Source organism: Lacrimispora sp. BS-2, from assembly GCF_040207125.1.
In the GTDB taxonomy this organism is placed as follows: domain Bacteria; phylum Bacillota; class Clostridia; order Lachnospirales; family Lachnospiraceae; genus Lacrimispora.
This window is the reverse complement of sequence record NZ_CP157940.1, coordinates 2,101,815-2,122,004: the sequence shown is the minus strand read 5'-3', so window position 1 is coordinate 2,122,004 and position 20,190 is coordinate 2,101,815. Positions and strand designations below refer to the sequence as shown.

20 protein-coding genes are annotated in these 20,190 nt (G+C 38.7%); 15 read left to right on the top strand and 5 right to left on the bottom strand.

Features of this window, described 5'->3' with window-relative positions:
- Nucleotides 1–239 precede the first annotated feature (239 nt).
- Nucleotides 240–1,535 (bottom strand): hypothetical protein, encoded by a 1,296-nt coding sequence (locus ABFV83_RS10135; protein ID WP_349948735.1) that lies wholly within the window; start codon nucleotides 1,533–1,535, stop codon nucleotides 240–242.
- A 21-nt stretch (nucleotides 1,536–1,556) separates the two neighbouring features.
- Nucleotides 1,557–1,985, bottom strand: a complete 429-nt coding sequence (locus ABFV83_RS10130) for a hypothetical protein (protein ID WP_349948734.1) — start codon at nucleotides 1,983–1,985, stop codon at nucleotides 1,557–1,559.
- A gap of 111 nt (nucleotides 1,986–2,096) precedes the next feature.
- Here ABFV83_RS10130 and ABFV83_RS10125 point away from each other — a divergent pair, with 111 nt between their 5' ends.
- Nucleotides 2,097–2,366, top strand: coding sequence for a hypothetical protein (locus tag ABFV83_RS10125; RefSeq protein WP_349948733.1), 270 nt, complete (start codon nucleotides 2,097–2,099; stop codon nucleotides 2,364–2,366).
- Between the two features lie 29 nt (nucleotides 2,367–2,395).
- Complete coding sequence (locus ABFV83_RS10120) at nucleotides 2,396–2,668, top strand: PfkB family carbohydrate kinase (protein WP_349948732.1); 273 nt, start codon at nucleotides 2,396–2,398, stop codon at nucleotides 2,666–2,668.
- Nucleotides 2,669–2,914: 246 nt separating this feature from the next.
- Here the strand turns inward: ABFV83_RS10120 and ABFV83_RS10115 are convergent, their stop codons facing one another.
- On the bottom strand, nucleotides 2,915–3,796 hold the full coding sequence (locus tag ABFV83_RS10115) for a polysaccharide deacetylase family protein (RefSeq protein ID WP_349948731.1): 882 nt from the start codon (nucleotides 3,794–3,796) through the stop codon (nucleotides 2,915–2,917).
- Between the two features lie 300 nt (nucleotides 3,797–4,096).
- On the opposite strand from ABFV83_RS10115, the gene ABFV83_RS10110 reads away from it, so the two are divergent.
- The 10 genes from ABFV83_RS10110 (at nucleotide 4,097) to ABFV83_RS10065 (ending at nucleotide 16,001) form a co-directional block, all read left to right on the top strand.
- A complete protein-coding gene (locus ABFV83_RS10110; protein WP_349948730.1) occupies nucleotides 4,097–5,683 on the top strand; it encodes a contractile injection system protein, VgrG/Pvc8 family in 1,587 nt (528 codons plus the stop codon).
- 29 nt (nucleotides 5,684–5,712) lie between these two features.
- Entirely contained in the window at nucleotides 5,713–5,925 is a 213-nt protein-coding gene (locus ABFV83_RS10105; RefSeq protein ID WP_024347830.1) for a hypothetical protein, read from the top strand.
- Nucleotides 5,926–5,937: 12 nt separating this feature from the next.
- Nucleotides 5,938–6,456: a hypothetical protein gene (locus ABFV83_RS10100; protein ID WP_349948729.1), complete on the top strand. Its 519-nt coding sequence runs from the start codon at nucleotides 5,938–5,940 to the stop codon at nucleotides 6,454–6,456.
- Between the two features lie 30 nt (nucleotides 6,457–6,486).
- Complete coding sequence (locus ABFV83_RS10095; protein WP_349948728.1) at nucleotides 6,487–7,080, top strand: hypothetical protein; 594 nt, start codon at nucleotides 6,487–6,489, stop codon at nucleotides 7,078–7,080.
- Entirely contained in the window at nucleotides 7,061–8,461 is a 1,401-nt protein-coding gene (locus tag ABFV83_RS10090) for a contractile injection system protein, VgrG/Pvc8 family (RefSeq protein ID WP_349948727.1), read from the top strand. Before ABFV83_RS10095 ends, ABFV83_RS10090 begins: the two co-directional genes overlap by 20 nt.
- A gap of 12 nt (nucleotides 8,462–8,473) precedes the next feature.
- On the top strand, nucleotides 8,474–9,046 hold the full coding sequence (locus tag ABFV83_RS10085) for a hypothetical protein (protein WP_349948726.1): 573 nt from the start codon (nucleotides 8,474–8,476) through the stop codon (nucleotides 9,044–9,046).
- On the top strand, nucleotides 9,025–9,567 hold the full coding sequence (locus ABFV83_RS10080; protein ID WP_349948725.1) for a hypothetical protein: 543 nt from the start codon (nucleotides 9,025–9,027) through the stop codon (nucleotides 9,565–9,567). The genes ABFV83_RS10085 and ABFV83_RS10080 overlap by 22 nt, the downstream gene beginning before the upstream one ends.
- Nucleotides 9,568–9,602: 35 nt before the next feature.
- Nucleotides 9,603–14,618, top strand: a complete 5,016-nt coding sequence (locus ABFV83_RS10075) for a DUF6531 domain-containing protein (protein ID WP_349948724.1) — start codon at nucleotides 9,603–9,605, stop codon at nucleotides 14,616–14,618.
- Between the two features lie 52 nt (nucleotides 14,619–14,670).
- Entirely contained in the window at nucleotides 14,671–15,513 is an 843-nt protein-coding gene (locus tag ABFV83_RS10070; protein WP_349948723.1) for a hypothetical protein, read from the top strand.
- Nucleotides 15,514–15,638: 125 nt separating this feature from the next.
- Nucleotides 15,639–16,001, top strand: a complete 363-nt coding sequence (locus ABFV83_RS10065) for a hypothetical protein (RefSeq protein ID WP_349948722.1) — start codon at nucleotides 15,639–15,641, stop codon at nucleotides 15,999–16,001.
- A gap of 157 nt (nucleotides 16,002–16,158) precedes the next feature.
- On the opposite strand, the gene ABFV83_RS10060 is transcribed toward ABFV83_RS10065, so the two are convergent.
- Both ABFV83_RS10060 and ABFV83_RS10055 read right to left on the bottom strand, forming a co-directional pair.
- Nucleotides 16,159–17,475, bottom strand: coding sequence for an ISL3 family transposase (locus ABFV83_RS10060; protein WP_349948721.1), 1,317 nt, complete (start codon nucleotides 17,473–17,475; stop codon nucleotides 16,159–16,161).
- The gene (locus ABFV83_RS10055) at nucleotides 17,468–17,914 is read right to left on the bottom strand and encodes a transposase family protein (protein WP_349948567.1); all 447 of its coding nucleotides are present in this window, start codon (nucleotides 17,912–17,914) and stop codon (nucleotides 17,468–17,470) included. Before ABFV83_RS10055 ends, ABFV83_RS10060 begins: the two co-directional genes overlap by 8 nt.
- Before the next feature lie 123 nt (nucleotides 17,915–18,037).
- Between ABFV83_RS10055 and ABFV83_RS10050 the strand changes: the two genes are divergently transcribed.
- The 3 genes from ABFV83_RS10050 to ABFV83_RS10040 all read left to right on the top strand — a co-directional run bounded on the left by ABFV83_RS10050 (nucleotide 18,038) and on the right by ABFV83_RS10040 (nucleotide 20,080).
- Nucleotides 18,038–18,742: a hypothetical protein gene (locus ABFV83_RS10050; RefSeq protein WP_349948720.1), complete on the top strand. Its 705-nt coding sequence runs from the start codon at nucleotides 18,038–18,040 to the stop codon at nucleotides 18,740–18,742.
- Between the two features lie 328 nt (nucleotides 18,743–19,070).
- Entirely contained in the window at nucleotides 19,071–19,799 is a 729-nt protein-coding gene (locus ABFV83_RS10045) for a hypothetical protein (RefSeq protein WP_349948719.1), read from the top strand.
- 89 nt (nucleotides 19,800–19,888) lie between these two features.
- Nucleotides 19,889–20,080 carry an RHS repeat domain-containing protein gene (locus tag ABFV83_RS10040; protein WP_349948718.1) on the top strand — a complete coding sequence of 64 codons (192 nt, stop codon included), beginning with the start codon at nucleotides 19,889–19,891 and terminating at the stop codon, nucleotides 20,078–20,080.
- Nucleotides 20,081–20,190: the final 110 nt, after the last annotated feature.

Here is a 20,190-nt window from a genome sequence, read left to right as displayed (position 1 = left end):
TTTTCTACGAGTATACCGTCCATCAATGAGCTTTTCTGCAGATTTGGGGATCATCCATGCACGCCCGAATTTCAAAGTGCCATCCATGCAACTTTCCTCGCACAATTTTTGTATCCGTCGTTCTGAAATGTTCCGCTTTTCTGGAGCAGCTTTCATCAAAATGTAATGTATCATATGATTTTTCGTCAAAAGATCTTTATGGTTCTCAGGATCACTTATTTTGAAAGAATTTACTCCTGTCATTGTGTCAATTCTTCTGAAGTTGATATAATACGCTGAATTGTCGAATTAATTTTACTATCTCCATAAATACTAAAACCAACCATCTTTCCTTGGTTGTACAAAGTGTTCCATTTGTCTGATAAAAGCCCCCAGTAACTATCTTCATGATAAATCATATCATAAATTTCTTCATCAGAATAATCGTTGCTTGTAAAGGTTTCGGTTTTTTGTAAATCGCCATCTACAAGTTTTTCAATTGTGAATATCCAGACGTCATCACCTGATCTATCAGCCTCTTCTGTCAAACAATCTGTCATTATAAATTCATTATTTTGAAGCGTAAACATTGCAAAACTATGAGATGCTGCCCAATTACGCCATGTACTTAATATTTTTTTGTTTTTTATATCAATTGCCGGGTTGGCTATACTTGAAAAGCTATCGCACCTGATATAATTATCTTTGTTATTAAAAAAACATGTGTATGTAACCGCGCCCTGTGTGCCAAAATGTCCGTTATCTATTAAAATATCTGGGATGCCATCAAAGTTAATATCAATGAGTTGTAAGCTGTTTCGAGTATATGAACCTATTTCTGAACCAGCATCTAAAATAGTTTTTAAATTTTGGCTGCCATTTTCATAGACAAATACAAAACGTTCTTGCTTTTCCCACAGCTCCCCTTCTGTGTAATGATCAGTACTGATTAATTCATAAATATTACCATTATCATTAAGCCGAACTATTTTTTGGATATTCCCTTCCAGATGTTTGTTTAAAAGGGTTTCATGGTTAATAGAGAATCGTGATAAAATATTGTTTGAAGATGGTTTTTTGTCGTCAGTGTAAGCGACTTCAAAGTATTGATAATCGTTTTTGAAATCTGTAATTGTTATGGAATTGCAATATAATGTTAGGGCCTTTAAGTGACTTAATTTTTTTATATCATCGTACAACTCTGCCGATAATATGTCTACATTTATATATAGATACTTAATATTTGGAAACAATCTTTCAATATCATCAATCGAGTTTACAATGTCTTCAACGACTAAATAATCAAACTTTGATAATTCTTCATAATCTTCAGCCGTTAATGATGTAATATCTTTTTCAAAGTAATTCTCAATGGTGTTTTTTATAGCTTCATCATGAAATTCGAATGTAGAATTTTGAGACACGTCAATTATTTCTTTCGTATCAATTATGTCACTTTGTTGAATTAATTCTTTTTTCTTATCACCTTGCTCATGTAAATTCTGATAAGAAGTCAATATCAATAAAAGCAAAAATATAATTATAGATTTTTTCATAAACACCTTTGCCTCTCCCTATTATTTTAGTTTCATTGGAACAAACGTATATTTTTCTAACTCCTTGTTAAAATCTTCTGCAGAAGCTAACACATCGTTTATATAATATGCAGCCATATATTCGGTTTCTAAAATATGATCTTTTGCCAAGACATCGTTTCCATCGTAGAACAGGTGAGCGCTTTTCAATAAAAAGTCGTCATTGTATGTGAAATTTCCACTGCCCTGTCCAATCCATTGCAAATATATATAGGAATCTTTATCATAATTCTGGTAAATCTTATAAACAGATGAATAACCACCAAATCCGCCATAAAATCCCTGAGTGCCTGGAATAATTTTTCCTGTTTTCTTTTCAAGATATAATTGAACATAATCTCCTCGCATAGAACCACCGCATTCATTTCCTCTAACCAATTCCTTTATGTGATTCCACATTTTCCCAAGCATTATTATACCATTAGGTGAATTATTATTTCAAATAAATTGTGTTAATTTGTTGTGGACTGGATTAATTCTCGGCAGTAATGAAAGGGCAGGAAAAAAGAAAAGCACAAGGCTATGAAAAGAAAACAACTATGTCAAAATGGTATTGATAGAATGCGCTTTAGTTGTATTATGATAAAAGAAGTAAGCCATTTTAGTGAAGTGTTGGCTCTACGATTTTCTTATTTGGTTCAGAAAACTAAACGAAGAGAATTGAGGAGAATGTTGAAAGAGGAAGATATATCTGAAGAAATGATGGTTGCACCAAATAAAAGTGGTGTTGAAAAGGAGATAACTATCAGCAAGTTACAGTATGATGATGTGGTTTTTGATATAAGCGGTTAAAAGAAGATGGAACAATACTGGTTTTTGATGTGGGCTGGGAAGACGGGCTGTCTTTAGAAAAATATTCAGAGTATCTTAAGCTTGCAGATTATTTTACGCCAAATCAGAAAGAAGCCTTAGAGATTACGAAAACTAAGAATTTGCAGGATGCCGCGGATAAACTGAAAGAATATTTTGATCAGGTTATCATCAAACTTGACAAGAACGGTTGTATGCTTGTAGAAGGTGATACTACACATATCATTCCGCCCTTAGAGAATATTAAAGCGGTAGATGCTACAGGAGCAGAAGTGCATTTTTAAGCGGTTTTATTTATGGTTTATATCATGACTATGACATTAAAAATGCCATATTGTTTGGTAACATTACCGGTGGATTATGTGTTGAAGGGATTGGATGTTTAACACGTTATGTAAATGAGAAGGAATTATTAGAGATAGCAGAAAAACATCGTAAAAAAGTCAGGTGAAATAAAATACCTCCAAACTGATAATTCCATCTTACATTAGTTTGGAGGTTTGCACAATCTTTGGGATGGACACTGTGAATTATTTCACAGTGTCCATCCCTTCTTTTATCATTTTTTTAATGCTCTGATTATGGGCTCTGCGTATTCTCTTTAGACTATATAAAGTATCGGGATCATTATTGATCACATTTACCCCGAATTTGCAAGTTAAGGTCGCTTTAAAACCTAGTTTTTTAACGATAGTTTCTATTTCATCGTTATATTTTCCGTATGGATAGGTAAACGTATTTGGACTATTACCTGTCACAGACATAATTTTCTCCTGCAGCTTATTTATATCATTCGATAAAAGTTCTTCATAGTGCTCCAGGGATTCATTAGACATTTGGCAGCATCCATAGCGTCCTTTAGAAATTTTATGCAAATTATAGGAATGGCTTTGTATTTCAACCAGTCCAGATTGCTGCATTTCTTTTATTTCATCCCATGTTACGTGAGAGTAATTAATATTTTCATCGCATACTTTCGAAAATTCATCGACGCTTTTTCCAATTACAGATAAAACTATTTTCATATTATACTCTTTTACCAGAGGATAAACATTTAGATAGGTACTAAGATACCCATCATCAAAAGTAAGAATGACTGGATTCTGGGGTAATTCCTTTTTATCATGAACATAATCTATTAATTGTGTCATTGTTATTGTATTGTAATTATTTTCTTTTAAATACTTTAAATCACTTTCAAATTCATCAGGACTAATGACATCATTGCCAAAACCACTATTTTTTACTTGATGATACATTATGATCGGAACTAAAATCCCATCAGTCGGTTGTGCGGAAGTGACTGTATGGATTTTATATATACTTTTAATGATGGAAATAGATAATAGGCAGAAAGTAATGACCAATATTATATTTTTTAGAATACTTCTATATTTTTTTATTTGATCCATAATTATGCCCTTATATATTGTTATAACAAATGTATGCCGAAAATGTGAATTAATACATATATATTATACTTTTCGTGTCCACACTTATATACTAACACCACCTATTTAAAATTAATTATGTTTTAAATTAGTGTTAAATAACAATGAAAAAATAAAGTGTTACCTAAAATTACATCTAACTGGTTATTTATTACATGCAAGGTATCTTTGGCGTTTCTTGGTGTATAATGTAATTTTATAATAGCAGGAATTTATTGGACGTTATAAAGGGAATTCAACCAGATGGGGAGGTGTTATTTTATGAATGCAGTTACATCAGGAAGTCTAATAATCAGCAGCCAGTTAAACATCAATGAAATTAAAGAATTTGATATGGATATTAAAAAAAACTGCCATACCGTCGCCAGGATAACAGGATTTGTACCGGCTGAAACAGGAGAGTCTCCTGTTTTTCAGAAACTGGAGGGAAGTAGTGTGACGGTTTCAGCGGCAGATGAGAATGGAAATGAAACTGTTCCGCCTATATTTTGCGGTTACATAAAAAATGTTGAGATATGGCAGGAAGGGAATGAGTATAAAGCAAGGATTGAGGCGATATCGCCTACGGAATTGCTAGACTTAGAAGAGAAAAGCAGATCATTTCAAAAGATTGATATGACTTATAAGGAACTGGTGAGAGGTGTGTTATCCGATACAGAAAATGCTGATGTAGTCTTTCATATCGAAGACCGGAAGATCGAAAAACCGATTTATCAATACAGAGAAACGGACTGGGAATTTTTAAAACGGATTGCAGGGCAATTAGGAACTTCCCTGCTTCCGGGAGGGGGTTCCTTAAAACCGAAACTGTATTTTGGCCTGCCCCTTGGGGACTCGGCAGGAGGGAAAGGAATTCGGCCGGAGAGAATCTGGTTTGATAAGACTTACTATACCTATGACCGGGATCAGTACCATTTTGAAAAACGTCAGTTTATCTGTTATGAGATAAGCAGTTATGAAAGCTGGAAGGCAGGAGACCACATATCTATGTTTGATGGCAGGGAGACAGTGGTTTTATCAAAAAGGTGCAGTCTTGAAAATGGTCTGCTGGTTTACCATTATATAGCAGGTTCTCCCGAAGCATTCGGAACGGCCGGATACGACAATCCCAAAATAGCCGGGGTTGCCCTGGGCGGCACGGTACTGGAAACGAAACAGGAAGCTGTACGGGTTAAACTGGATATTGACGGGGAGAAGTCTTCCGGTGAAGGGTATTGGTATCCTTGGATGCCGGAAACCGGTAATCTAATGTATTGTATGCCGGAAATCGGAGAGCGTATCACGATAACCTTTGAAGGCAGTGAAGGAAATGCCAGGGCCAACAGCTGTATCAGAAAAAATGGAACCGGCAATGAAGAGATGGCAGATCCTTCAAAGCGGTATTTTACAACGGCAAAGGATAAACGTATGTATCTATTGCCGGACAGCCTGGGATTTGTAGATATGAAACAGAAAGTCCCGTTAAAAGTAGAAATTCATGACAGGGTTGGAGCGAACATCGAGAGCAGTGGGGAAGTGACAATCTTAGCCAAGAAGGGAGTATGGCTGAAAGGGAGCAGGGTATCTTTTCAGGCTCCTCAGGAGATTTCGATTGTAAGAAGGAATATTCTGTCACCAACAGTTATCAATATGTGCAATGGATTTGATTCCATTGGAAAATTCGGAAAAGTAAAAATGGAAGGAAGCAAAGCGGCTGGATTTCCCGTGTTCGATTCTTCAGATTCTGAAAAATATGATATCAGCGGAGCGGAGAATGCGTTGCTGGCTTCTACTCCATGTGCAGCCGGCTCTGCCGGGCTGGAACAGCAGATAACAGGTACAAAGGTGGATATGGTGAAGACCAGATAGGGAAAAACCAAGGGAGGTGGAGCTGAAAGATGAGTAAAACCATAAAAAGCGGCGGCGTGGGGAAAAGTCCCGCAATTGAAAAAATCAACCGGTTGAATGCAATCAGCAGTCAGTTGGATGCCGCAGCCATGCTTGAACAAAAGGTATTCCGCTCGGAGCAGGACAAGGCACAGCAACGCTTGAAGAATAGGAAGCAGATCATAAATGACTTTGCCATCAGCTTTCAGGAAAAGAATGAGTAAGGTGTATGTAGGATGAACATATTGTATGATCAGGATACGGAAGGGTGTCTCCAGGAACGGGTAGCCCTGGAATGGATTGTGTTGGCCGATGGCATATTATCGGCAGAGATTCCGGCAGAGCTTAAGCAGATGCCGGAGATCATGAAAGAGATGTTTTACCCATATGATAAACGCCCGGAAATGATCTTGGCAGATGCGGATGGAAAAAATCAGATGACATTCCAACGGATTGATAAAAAGCTAAGGCCGGAAGAAACGAGAAAAGCAGCAGAGGCGGTCAGAGAATATATCAGCAGCAGACATCCAAGGAGTGAACTGTCACCGGTCCATTTGTATGTGGCCGGGCAGTATCCGGCCGGCTGGTTTACCATGGAACTGGAAGAATTCGGAGAAAAGCAGCAACATACAAAGGCGGTCCTGTCAGTTCGTAACCAAATGTTCCTTGCTACAGCTACCTATCCAGAGCAGGATCGCATGAAATGGGAGGTTCTGTTGAAGCAGTTCTTTCATACGCTGCATGAAACAACTTAGTGTACCAGGATATGTTGGGAGGTGAACTGGATGGAAGAGGTTCATGATGATGATATTGATAAAGTATTCCTTCAAATACAGAAGGAGCTGCAGAGGATAAAACCGGAAGTGAAGAGGCGGGGAGAAGAACCGTCTGGCTGGTCTGAGTTTTATGGTCCGGGTTTTGCGCTGAAGATTCCTGGTGGTTTTGAAGAGATCGGAAAGGAAAAGGCAGCGTCTGTCTTCTTTTCCAAAAACAGGCCGGAAATGATTCTTGTCAATTCTCATGAACACGCAGGACTCACTTTCCAGACTGCAAGGCTGGAAAATGGGAAAACCATTATCGATCTGGAAGCTGAGAGGGAACGAATCCGCCGGATACTAAAACAGGCAGACGGAAAAAACGTTTTCTATGATCAGGGAAATGTATCTGGAACTATCCCTGCCCTGTGGTTTGACTACAAAAGCTTTGCCGCCGATGAACGGGTCTATAACATGATGTTCCTGTTCCTTGCGGAGGGAAAATTAATCATAGGAACTTTTTACTGCATATTTAAGGACTACGACAGATGGAAGCCGAAAATCCTTACCATGCTTGGGACGATACAGACAGAGGAGGAAGAGCATGAAAGAATACAATCTTAAAACAGAACCGTTACAGTTTATAGAGATCAGAGAACTTAAAGTCAGCAGAGAAATTAATGAACATGGTACAGCTGTAATAAGCGGATACATAGCAGATAAGGATGAAGAAATTTATATAAAGCAGCTGACCGGAGACGTATGGGAAAAAATAGAAGAAGTAGGAAAAGATGGCGAAGCACAGATCCTTTTCTGGGGAATTGTTACCGGTTTCTCGGTTGAAAGCATGAAAGACCAGAAAAGGATGACCCTGGAGATAACTACGGGTACGTGCTTTATGGATTTAAAACCGCATTTCAGGACCTTTCAGGACAGTACAGTCACATATGAAAAGATCTTTGAACAGATCACCGGTACTTATGAGAACCCAGGGCTCATCAAAACCCGGCCACTCACGGACACAACAGGAAAACTGGTGCTGCAGCACAGAGAATCCGATTGGGAATTTTTAAAGCGGATAGCAGCAAGATTTCACAGCTTCCTGGTGCCAAGTACCAGGACATGCGGTGTTAAATATTTTTATGATCTACCGGAGGGTGAACGTTATGAATTTCCAGATTCCATCAAATATACAGTGAAAAAAGATCTGGGAGGTTACCGCAGAAAACGGAACCAGGGGCTTCAGGAAATGCAGGAAGGGGCCTGTCTGGAATACATCTTACAGAGCCGGGAGGATTATCAGATCGGGGATCAGATGATAGTAAATGGACTACAGCTCTTTGTCTGGAAAATGGACAGCAGGTATGAAAGAGGAGAAATGCTTCATACATGCCATTTAAAATCCAGGTCCGGCATGGACTTTCCAGAAACATTCCAGGAAGACAGATCCGGTTGTTCCTTCCAGGCAGAGGTCCTGCAAGTGAAAGAGGATAAAGTGATGGTAAAGGTCTTAAAGGATGAAAACCAGGAGCAGAATATCAATCTGTGGTATCCATACTCTACGGTTTATTCTACTCCTGACGGGACCGGCTGGTACTGTATGCCGGAAATCGGCGATGTGGTCCGGCTGCATATACCGGAACAAAGGGAAGAAGAGGCTTATGTGGTCAGCTCCGTTCATTTGGATACGGAAAGCCCGGACCGGAAAAATCCGGAGTACAAGATCATGAAGAATAAATACCAGAAGGAAGTCCGTTTTACCCCGGAGTCCATTGTAATTACCAATAACCAGGGGACAAAAATCGAATTAAATGATGCAAAAGGGGTGCAGATTGTCAGCCAGCATGACATCGTGATAAAGGCAAAGGATGACTTGACTATTTCCAGCGAGACCGGCTCTCTCATAGCAGCCGGGACGGCCTCTGTAAATCTGAAACAAAAGACAACCAGCATCGACCTTGATCAGGGAATCTCATTTACCGGAGGAGAACTGAAAGTACAATAAGCAGGAGGGGTCATGATGGACAGGATAAAAGAATTGGAGAGAGACGCCCAAAATGCAGAGGAAGAGTTATTTGCTTCCCAGTGCCGCAGGCTGGAGAGGGATTACCGGAAAACGGAATGCAGAAATGAAGCAGTGGATGCCTTTGTACGGTTATTCAGTCAGGCATTAGATGAGCAGAAAGAAGTATCATGGCTGGGAATCTGCTATCTCCACACCAGCCTTCAGACCGGAAGCCATGAACTCCTATTATCCCTGTATGACGAAGAATTCTATTTTGATCCGGCTCCGGAAGAACTTTACTGGCGTCCTCCCTGCTTTTTTGAATGCTTTGAGGAAGACATGGAATCCGTGATGACAGGCTTACGGAGAAAGTACCCCAGGATCTGGAGGTATGAGGAAGAGGCTGTCCGCAGGATATGTGTGGAATATTACTATGCGGCTGTCAGTCAGCTGTGCTTTGACCTGGCAGGAGAGATCATGGAAACGGAAGCTTTTCAAAAGGCAGTAAAGGCAGAAAGTTTTACTGCCTTTTTCGGAAGATATCAGGGAGAGGGGGAGATCCTTTGGCGTATGAAGGAAAGATGAAATATTTTATATTGACCAATGGAGATAAAAATCCTTTTCCACAGATCATAAACTGGAGCGAGACCATTGATGTGAGGAAGCTGACACGGGACGAGTACCAGAAGATGCCGCCTTTCATTCAGCTTAATGCAAAACTTGGAATGGACGGGATATTTCCGGATGTCATTGTTAAGCCATTTCTTTTGCTTTCCAGGCCAGCCATGGAGGTGACGGCTTTATATGATTCAGATATTCCATTTTTGTTCTTTGTATTATTTGACACGGAAAAAGGGGAATGTGCCTCCTATTATTGTCCTGTGCTGGAAGAAGAGGAGTGTCTGGCAACGCAGCCCGTCCCCGGACAGAGAGAGGTAATCCTTGACAGAGAAAAAATAAGTGGAGTTCCTCTATTCCGTGTCAGGACAGGAACAGAAAGTGCAGTAGTAATTCGTATGGATTTAGCGGAAAGTCTGCTGGAACGGGAGGCCACCGGTCTGGAACTTAAGGAGGTAAGTTTATCTGGCAGCAGCATCTTGAAATAAACGGTTGAAATAGGGGAAAGAGAGGAGAAGAAGCAATGAGTGAGGCAGGTAAAATGAATTTAGGTCAGGGACCTGGAATGCTGCTTAATCAGGCACAGAAAGCAGCAGACAGTAAGGAGTATCTGGTGGAGGGAGCAAAGCTATTCTGTGTCAACGGAAGCAATATTACACAGCTTAAACTTCCAACTGGTCATGGATATACCAGCGGTGGAAAGAAAAAGGTGAACTGTAAGGATTGCAAGGCTTGTGAGAATATCCCATACTTTGGAGAGTGCCGAAAGAATGAAAAGGACCACAAGTGCGAAGGTTTCATGGATCTGGTTGATAAATGGGAAAACACGGCAGTAGGAACCGGAAAGGCGGAAACCGTAGGAGGAGAAGAGGCTATCAGCATGAGCTCTGTCCTGCTCTGCAAAAAGGGAGGAGTCATTATTCCCGTGACATCAGGCCAAGGGTATGACGGGAAGATAAACTGGGCTGCATTTTTAAAGCGTTACCAAAATGTATTCCGCTGGGTAGCAGGAAAGAACATGCTCTGCCAGGTCTATGGCAAAGATCCCATCAATATGAACACAGGGAATTATATTTATGAAAAAGAGGACCTAGTGATAAATGGGAATCTGCCTTTAAGTTTTCAACTGTTCTATAATGCCATGGATTGCGGCGACCAGCAAGTACTTGGAGAGGGCTGGAACCATAATTACGGAGTCCGTTTGATAAAAATTAAAGAGGAAGAACTGTTAGGAATCGTCCTGGAAGACGGCCGGGAACTGCCTTACTGCCGGAAGCTGGGGGATAGTTATGCTCCGGTTATGGGAGACGGAGGAATACTCCGCAAATCAGAAAACGGCTACCAGTTTGAGCGGGAAGATGGTACTGTTTATGAGTTTGACCAGGAGGGAAAGCTGTACGGACAGAAAGACAGGAATGGAAATAACCGGAAATTCACTTACAACAGTGATGGACTTTTAGAATGTGTGGATAATGGAACCGGAGGAAGGCTGAATTATACCTATAACAAGGAAAGGAAACTGATCTATGTAGAGGATCATACCGGGAGAAAGATCAGTCTGAGATACCAGTATGGGAAGTTGCATTGGTTTACCAATTCCATGGGATACACCTATACCTATGAATACAATGAGAATGGAAAGGTAAATGGAATTATTACTCCTCGGGATATACTGGGAGTGAAGAATGAATATGACGGAGTGGACCGGGTAAGAAAGCAGATCATGCCCGATGGGGGTGTGACAGAGTTCCGGTATGATGATGAAAATAACCGCACCTACATGCTGGAGCAGAATGGGAATCTGGTTATTTATGAATGTGATAAACTAATGCGCAATGTCCGTACCATTTATGAGGATGGGGAAGAGATATTTGAATATAATGACAGGAATCAGAAGATTCGTTATACGGATAAAAACGGGAATACGACCCGGTATGCATATGATAACCAGGGAAATTTAACACAAGTAGTCAATGCTTTGGGGCAGAAGACGAATATGACCTATGACATTAACGGAAAATTGATTTGTATAAAGCAACAGGATGGTGCCTGTTCTAAAAGACGTTACGATAAATCAGGGAATCTTATGGAAGTAGAGAATCCAAATGGAAATATTACATACTTCAACTACGACGATAAAAAACAATTGGAAAGTATTTTATATTCGGACAGTTCGAAGACAAAGCTACACTATGATTCCTCTGGCAACGTAACCTGTATGATCGATCCAATGGGAAATATGATCCGGTACGAATATGACATATTAAACAGGGTTTCTTCGACCACAGATGGAAATGGTAATGTAACCAGATTTTTTTATAACGAGAAGAATGATATCGTTAAAACCATTAATTCTATGGGATATGAAAAAGAGTACAAATATAATCCAAGTGGAAAAGTAATTGCCATCATGGATTATGATGGGTCAACACAAAAGATGTGGTACAATTCCTGCAACCGTCCGGAAAGATACGAGGATCAGGAAGGGAATACAACGGAATTCCAGTATGATGAAATGGGAAATCCGATTAGTGTAAAACTGCCAAATGGAGGAGAAATACACCTTGCCTATGATAAATCCAACCGACTGATTCAACATGAGGATGCAGTAGGGGGGCAAACGAAATTTGCTTATGATGCCTGTGGAAACCAGGTGGAGATAAAAGATGTAAGAGGTAAAACTACCAGTTACCATTACGATGTATTAAACAGAGTAATAGAAGAAACGGATTCTCTTGGCATGGTAACTCAATATGAATATGATGCTGCTGGAAACTTAGCAAGGATCACAGATCCGGCCGGAAACTGGAAACAGATGGAGTATGATGCATGCGGGAGAAAAATTAAAGAAACTGATATTCGTGGAAACATAACTACCTTTTGTTACAATTCAATGGGAAAACCGATATCTGTTAAGGACGCAATTGGAAGGACAACTTCTTATGAATATTTTCCGGGGGGGCTTTTAAAAAAGGTTATTTTTCCAGATGGTAAAAGTGAGAATTATACTTATGATGCAAATCGGAACATAATAGAAAAGTGGGATGCTGGGGGATACCGTATTCATTACACTTATGATAATGAAAACCGCATGATATTTATAAAAAGCAGTGATGGGCAGGAAAAAACATATGATTATGACGCAGTTGGCCACATAACTGCTGTGATTGATGCCAACAAAAATAAAATGACGTACCGATATTCCCCGTCGGGAAAACTCGTAAGCGTAGAGGATGGAGAAGGGAATGTAACAAAGTATGGTTATGACCCATTGGGAAATGTAACGGCAGTATTCCGCACGGGAAATATCACCGAGAGGAATCTGGAGTTAGAAGAGGCCATGCGGATTAATCAGGACAAACATAACCTGCACTTAACGCTATATGAGAGGGATTTGGATGGCAGGGTAGTGTCTGTAATAAATCCGCTTGGAAATAAAGAACAGTATGAACACGATGCAGCCGGAAACGTATTGCGAAGAACAGACCGTGATGGACGGAGCACTTCCTTTTCGTACACCATAGATGGACTGCTTGAGAGCATTGCATATGATAATGGGGACGTGGTAAAATATACCTACGATCATCTTCGGCAGTTAAAGGAGATAGAAGACTGGTTGGGAACCACAGCCGCTGAGTATGACAGTTATGGAAGAATCCAAAAGGTAACCAACCACCGGGGCCAGAGCATAGCGTATGAATTCGGAGATATGGATGAAAGAAAAGCTGTGATCGATCCAGAGGGGAACCGTACCGAATATACCTATGACCAACTTTTGCGCCTTACCCAGGTGAAAAATGGTAAATCCCGTGTGAATTACCGGTATGATTCGGCTGGAAGGCTGGCAGAAAGAATCTGCAATGACAATCTTACTACGTGTTGGACTTATGATCATGTGGGAAGGCTTAAGAAGCTGATTCATAAAAGCGGTGAAACGGTATTGGAAGACTACCAATATGCGTATGATCTCATGGAGAATAAAACACAAATCCAGAAATACCGCAGAGGAATCCCTAAGGAAAGCGGAGACTACCGGTATCACTATGACCGGAGTGGACGGCTAACCGCTGTGGAACAGAATGGACAAGTGCTGCGTGAATATGGGTATGATAGGTTTTATAATCGTACAGTTATGGTGGAAGGAGAAGACCGAACCGATTATATCTATAATGCCGCAGATCAGATAGTTCAAAAAAACGGAACGTCCAAGTACGCATATCGGTATGACTTAAGAGGGAATCTGACAGAGGTCTGGGAGAATGATGTCCTTTGGCAGAAATACAGTTATAATGCCATGGGAAGGCTTGAAAGAGCAGAAACCAGAGACGGGAAAAGCAGCAGGCATGAATATAATGGTCTGGGACAAAGAGTCAGAACGTCAGAAAAAAAAGGCGGAGCAAATCCTGTTGACACAGAATATCTTCTTGACATGACAAAGGATCATCATGACCTTCTGGCGTTAGAAAGGGGAGGAAAACGTCAAACCTATTTGTGGGGGAATTCTCTGGAAGGCATGAGAGAAAACGGGGTAGACAGCTTTGCCCTTTTAGATGAAATGGGAAGTCCGGTTCGTTTTCTTTGGTATACCGGAAAAGAATTGGAACGTTATGGGTATGATGAATTTGGCTGTGACGAATATGGAAATGCGGGGAAGAGACAGCCCTTCTCTTATACCGGATACTTAGCAGATGAAGTAATTGGAACTTATTATGCTCAGGCCAGAGAGTATGTCCCGGAGCTTGGAAGATTTGCGGGAGAGGATATTCAAAAGGGATATCTGGATAGTCCTTTCTCTTTAAACAGTTATATATACTGCTTAAATTCCCCATTAAACTTTGTGGATTTACTGGGGGAGGCAATAGAATGGTGGCGCGATCTGATTGAGAAGGGGAATGATGCGCATACGACGTTAAGGGCTCATGTATTTGGGTGTCCTGGGTTATTACCAGAGCAGACTATACCGAGTGGGTTAGAAAGAGGGAATGGATCAGGGTATTCTACACCGACAGGAAAAGGGAGAGTGGATTACTTGTATTATAATGCGGCTGGACAGATAGAAGTGTATGAATTAAAGCATGATACGGCTTATAGTAAAGCCAGAGGACAAGTACAGTTAAATGCTTATGTAAAAGCGATAAGGGAGAATGAAACTGATAAAAGGTATAAGGGAAGGACTGCAATACCGGGGGAATCCTTAAATGCTATATTTAACTGCGATGTCCCAAGCCAAAGATATCCAAATAAAGTCATTCATTACCATACTGATGCAGAATATCCCGGAATGATCTTCTGGTCATATGAGAATAGGAAAAAGCAGCCGCAAGAGGAAATGGTAGCAGTACCAAAAGATGCATTGGAATGGGCGAAGAATGCGGGTCTGGTAGTAGCAGGTGCAGGTTTGACGGTAGTAGGGGGTGTTTTGCTTATAGATAATTTATCTGGTATTGGATTTGCAGATGATGGCGTTGCTGCGGTACTTTTAGCCAAAGCAGTACAAATATTTACACAAGTATTTGGCAGCTGCCCGGCAGTAAATTAATATATCAGAGTAAACAGATGAATCAAGCACAGTGTTTGAGAAAGGAACGAATATGGGAAAGAAGAGTATCGTAATTGAAGTGATGAAAAAGAGGTTGGCTCCCTACGGTTTTCAATATGCGGATTATGAAGGATATCGGTGGAGATTTAGCAGAGAGGTAGATGGATTGATTCAAAGCGTAGTGATTCAGAAAAGTTATCATGGAAATGATTATACTTTGGAAATGGACAATGGTTATTGGTTTGGTAGATCAAGGGAAATAACCGATGATCCAAACTGTAGGTTAGACTTTCTGCCCTTTCATAACGAGGAAGAACAAATTGCTGTTCTGAATCGATTGTTAGATTTGGTTGAACAATATGGGTTGAATAAACTGGAAGAAAAAGCAGAAGAGGCAAAAGAGACGAAAAAAGAGATGGAAGAATGGCTTTATCCAACTTCTGAAATGTATAAAAAGTTATATGAAGAGAATACCGTATTGACAAAAAAGTTTATAGAACAACATAATGCATATAAATTGTCAGAAGAGAACATGCTTCTGCTAATAAAAAAAGAGTTAGAGAAGGTCAAAGGAGAGCCGTATAAAGCAGTGCAGGATAAATTAATAGAGCTTGCTTCTGTATATGGAAATATGTTTATAAAAAAGGTGGGTGGACGATGGGATCATCGTGTTTTAAATGGAATTACTAGTGTGGATATAACTTTATTACGTCAGTGTGATATATTAAAGGATTTGGTACGGATATGGCAAAGGGAAGACGCTGAATTAATAATAAATGATTATTATAATAATTGTAATAAAATTATTAAATGGGTAAGAGCGTGTAGAAAATCGCATGGGGAAGATTGGCAACCAACATCCGGTTATGCGAAATGGAAAGTACCGCCAATGTAATAAAAATGCATGTAATTCTTTAGTAAATAGCAGTTAACTGTGATTTTTCGAATATTAGATATTCAATAGTAGAAAATATAAGTGTAACAGAGTTATTCCTCAGGGAAGCAAATGTAAATCCAGGCTTGTATGAATTAAAGCATGATACTGCTTATAGTAAAGCCAGAGGACAAGTACAGTTAAATGCTTATGTAAAAGCGATAAGGGAGAATGAAACTGATAAAAGGTATAAGGGAAGGACTGCAATACCGGGGGACTCCTTAAATGCTATATTTAACTGCGATATCCCAAGCCAAAGATATCCAAATAAAGTCATTCATTACCATACTGATGCAGAATATCCCGGAATGATCTTCTGGTCATATGAGAATAGGAAAAAACAGCCGCAGGAGGAAATGGTAGCAGTACCAAAAGATGCATTGGAATGGGCGAAGAATGCAGGTCTAGTGGTGGTAGGAGTCGTAGCGGTGATAGCAGGGGTGTTTTGATTGCAGATGATATTACTGGTGTTGGAGGATTCGATAATGGCGTTGCTGTGGCACTTTTTGCAAAAGCAGCACAATTATTCTCGCAGGTATTTGGTAGTTGTCAGGCGGCATACTAAGATTAGTTGAAAAGTAAGCGCCTAAATGGTTCTTTCCAGAGTTAGTTGATTTGATAATAATATTCATTGAGAAGCAGCTTTGCTTTTAATAGTAAAAAGCTGTTTCTCCCATACATAATTCGTTTGATCAGCTTGATTTTATTCACACTTCCTTCAGCCAACCCATTATTATATTCAAAATCTATACCATTTTTTACTGCTGTAATATCATGTTTCAAACCATTAATATATGTATCCACCTCATCAATTTCTAATTGTTTTGCTTTTGTAATCCATGAATCCAATTCCTTACTTTGACGGGAAAATATAATACGATGAAATTCCCTAAGCAGCGAATAGATTTTTCCTAAGACAGGATATCTTTTAATTGCAGCTTCATATTGTTTAAGTGTTAACCCTTTTACACGTTCTAATTCCCTATAAATAAGCTGACAAAAGAACTTGCGTGGAATATATTCAACAGGCTCGTTTTCATTTTTTGATACGTTCTTTAAATGTGTTCTTTCTTTCTGCATAAACATTCTTAAAGAAGCAACCGTGCCTGTGTACCCATTTTTACAAATATGCTCATGAATTTTGTCATAAGTTATTCCATTTGAACGCATTTCAATGACTGTTTGCTCGTAAGATGCCAATTTGCCTGGCCTCCTGCAATCGTAGTGTCCATTACTCAGTGGGCAGTCTTTTTTCAGATAGTTTTTTACCGTTAAGGTAGTATGACCAGTTAAATATGTGATTTTGTCAATTGCATTCCCCTGTGCATATAAAGTTCTGACCTCTTCAATTGCTTGCTGTTTATTTTGCATTTGCCTGATATGCTGACGTTTCCGGGCATTTTCCTTCGCTTCAGGGATTTTATCTTTTGGAATAGCAAGATATTTTCTTATTGTAGAGGATGATGAGTGCAAAAGCAAAGCAATATCATCCGTCATATATCCTTCCTGACGCTTTTTATGTGCAAAATGGATTCTTTCTGTACGGTTTTTTGTATCATATAGCGCCTGCATTTCTGCATTCTGTGAAGTAGCAGATATCACCAATCTGGAAGGAAATAGACGGTACATATATTTTTGTACTGCATCCGATAGATTTTTCAACAGATGAAATCTGTCACTGATTTGAAGTGCATCTGGATGAGAATTCGTTGAAGCAGATGAATATGTTTGGGCTCCATCACGCGAAATAACCACTAAGTTAGGATAGGATTTTAGCCACTCCTCAACCTGTTTCGTTTCTCTTGAGTCGATAATATCAATAATTCTGTGTGTTTCTAAATCGACCATAACTGTGCCATAAGTATATCTTTTTCGAAAAGCAAAATCGTCCACACAAACTTTTGTAACAGCAGATTTATCCACAAGGGAAGGCATTTTTTTTAATCAGGTCACAGATGCTGCTTTTACTGGTTTTGACATAATCCGCTTTAAGTAAAGATGATGCACTTACTGAACTTAATTTAACAGATGTCACTAATATCTTTTCAACAAGACGTTTCGTTTTCTTTCCGTTAGGTACAACAAAATCAAAGCGTTCCGAAAAAGTTTTGTGACTGCACTCCGGATTATCACAGTATACTTTTCTTGTATCCAATAGTAGAATTGTTTGTTTCTCATGTAAAGGGATATCCTGAAGTTCCCTTTGATAAACAGAATGTATTTTTGAAGATGCATTACCACAATAAGGGCAGATCAGTTTTTGCTTTGTGGAATAAATATGTAGAATTATCTTATCATCTTTAATTTTACAATCAATACATTCTAAAGAAGAATCTAATAGTTTTATAATTTTAGTCTCCATGTAATCACCGTCCTATGGAGTAATTATACACCTTTAACAATGTAAATACAACCAACTCTGGAAAGAACCATTTAGGCGCTTACGATATAGTATTAGATAATTAGCCAGAAAGAGAGAATATTAGTGAAGAGAATAATAAAACACATAGGACTTTTTATACTTGCAATACTTGGATTATTCATGGTGTTGGTTGTTCTGATTATATTTTCTGGATTAAGTTCGGAGAATAAGGGAAGCATCGGAAATAATTCAGGAAGCATAATACTGGAGTATGAGGGGAAAGGAAAAATTCCTACCTTTGAGGAACAGGAACCAATTTTTAAGGATACCATGGAAGAGGCGCTTATTGCTGTAGAGAATTATTACTTTAAAGAATATCCATACATGAGTAAAGTGAATGATATCATAAAAACTTTTGAGAGTGATGAATATGCAGCATTGTTTTATCATTCTGTTAAAAACTCTAAAACAGATGGATTTGTGGCCAGTAAGTTTAAAATAAGAGTATTTGACGGAAAAAAACAATATGCAGTGATTTTGGTGTTACCTGTTGAAAGTGGAGGAAAACAGGTGTCAAACGAATTAGAAGCAATTCGTGATATGGCTGTATTCTTTGATTATTTTGGAGAGTTTGGAATTAGCAATGAAAGTCGTTTCATATTTGGAAGCATTCAATCAGATAAGGTAAAAACATTGAAAATCGAAGGACAAATGCCCACAGAGGTAATTGAATATATTAGCAATGGTAAAAAAGAGTATTTCTGGTATTACGAAAACTTAATCAGTGATAAACCTAGTACAGAACTTCACATAGAAATGGAAGAATAGTAAAATGACGATAATTTAAGGATTGTTACACAGATAAAAGAAGAAATTTAATAAGGTGTTTTTACTATAACTGTGCGGATTTAATGTAAATACTCAATTCTTTGGGGCAGAAAGCATATAGGATCTATAATGAAGAGTATTTATTGTTATACTTAAAACTTCCGAATGGTCAGTTTCAAAAGATAAAAGAATGGCGTCATGGGATATTGTGGTAGAGTGTGTTGGCGTTAGTTTCCATTGCTGTAGCATTAGTTCCATTAACGGCTGTAGCATCCTTAGGTCTATTATGTGGAGTATAGCATTGCATAATAGCCAGAGCGAGATGATAATGAAAAGAATATTAAAATACATAGGACTTTTTATACTTGCAATAATTGTATTATTCATGGTGTTGGCTGTTTTGATAGTATTTCTTGCATTAAAATCAAAAAGTGAGAGAAGTACAGCACATAATTCTCAACATATAATATTTGAGTTTGGTGCGAGGGAAATGCCGACTTTTGAAGAGCCGCAACTAGTTTATGCAGTTACGAAAGAAGAAGCTCTTGTTGCTGTAAATCAGAAGATTTATTTTGCAGAAGATTATTTATATGCAAGTAAAGTAAGTGATATCATGAAAATCTTCGAAAATGATGAATATGCAACAATGGTTTACTTTTCCAAAATGGATCCAAAAGAAGGGGCACTTGTTTTTGCTAAATTTAAAATAAGAACAGTAGAGAATAAAAAGCAATATGCACTGCTTACTGCAATCATTCAAGGACATGGAGATCCAGGAAAAACTAAGATAACCCCAGAAAGAGAATTTAGCCTATTCTGCCAGGCGATTCAAGTGTCTGACATATCAAATTTAAGAGATTTGAGTATCGTCGAAGGGAACCGATTTGTATTTGGAGGCCTTGATGGAGAATATGTAAAAAGGCTGAAAATAGAAGGTCAGAGTCCAACTGAAATTATTGAATATACACTTTATGGGGAGAAGAGATATTTTTGGTATTATGAAAATTTAATTAGTGATAAACCAAGTTCGGAATTTGATATAGAAATAGAGGAATAGGGTGCAACGTTAAATTAAAATTGCAGAAGGTTTTTTTACAATGAATTAGGTCAGCAGGAAAAATACATTGATGGAACGGGAATCAGACTTTGTATTCTTATAATAAAGCTGGTAAGCTGGAAGAAATAATGAATGCAGCTGGTAACAAACGTAGATATCAGTACAATGACAGCGGAAGAATAATTGAAATAAAAGATTTTGACAATAGTATTCACCAAATGGAGGGAGAGTGTAAATTTTCTTGTGTCCAGAAATCCAACAACTTTCTGAAATTGAATTAGATATGTAGTAGATTCCTCTGATTCGCAACTGTTTTGCTATGTCGAACACAAGTTTCTGTTAGTAGTTTCCCCTCATTCTATATTTATATACTTTCGGACATCAAAAATAG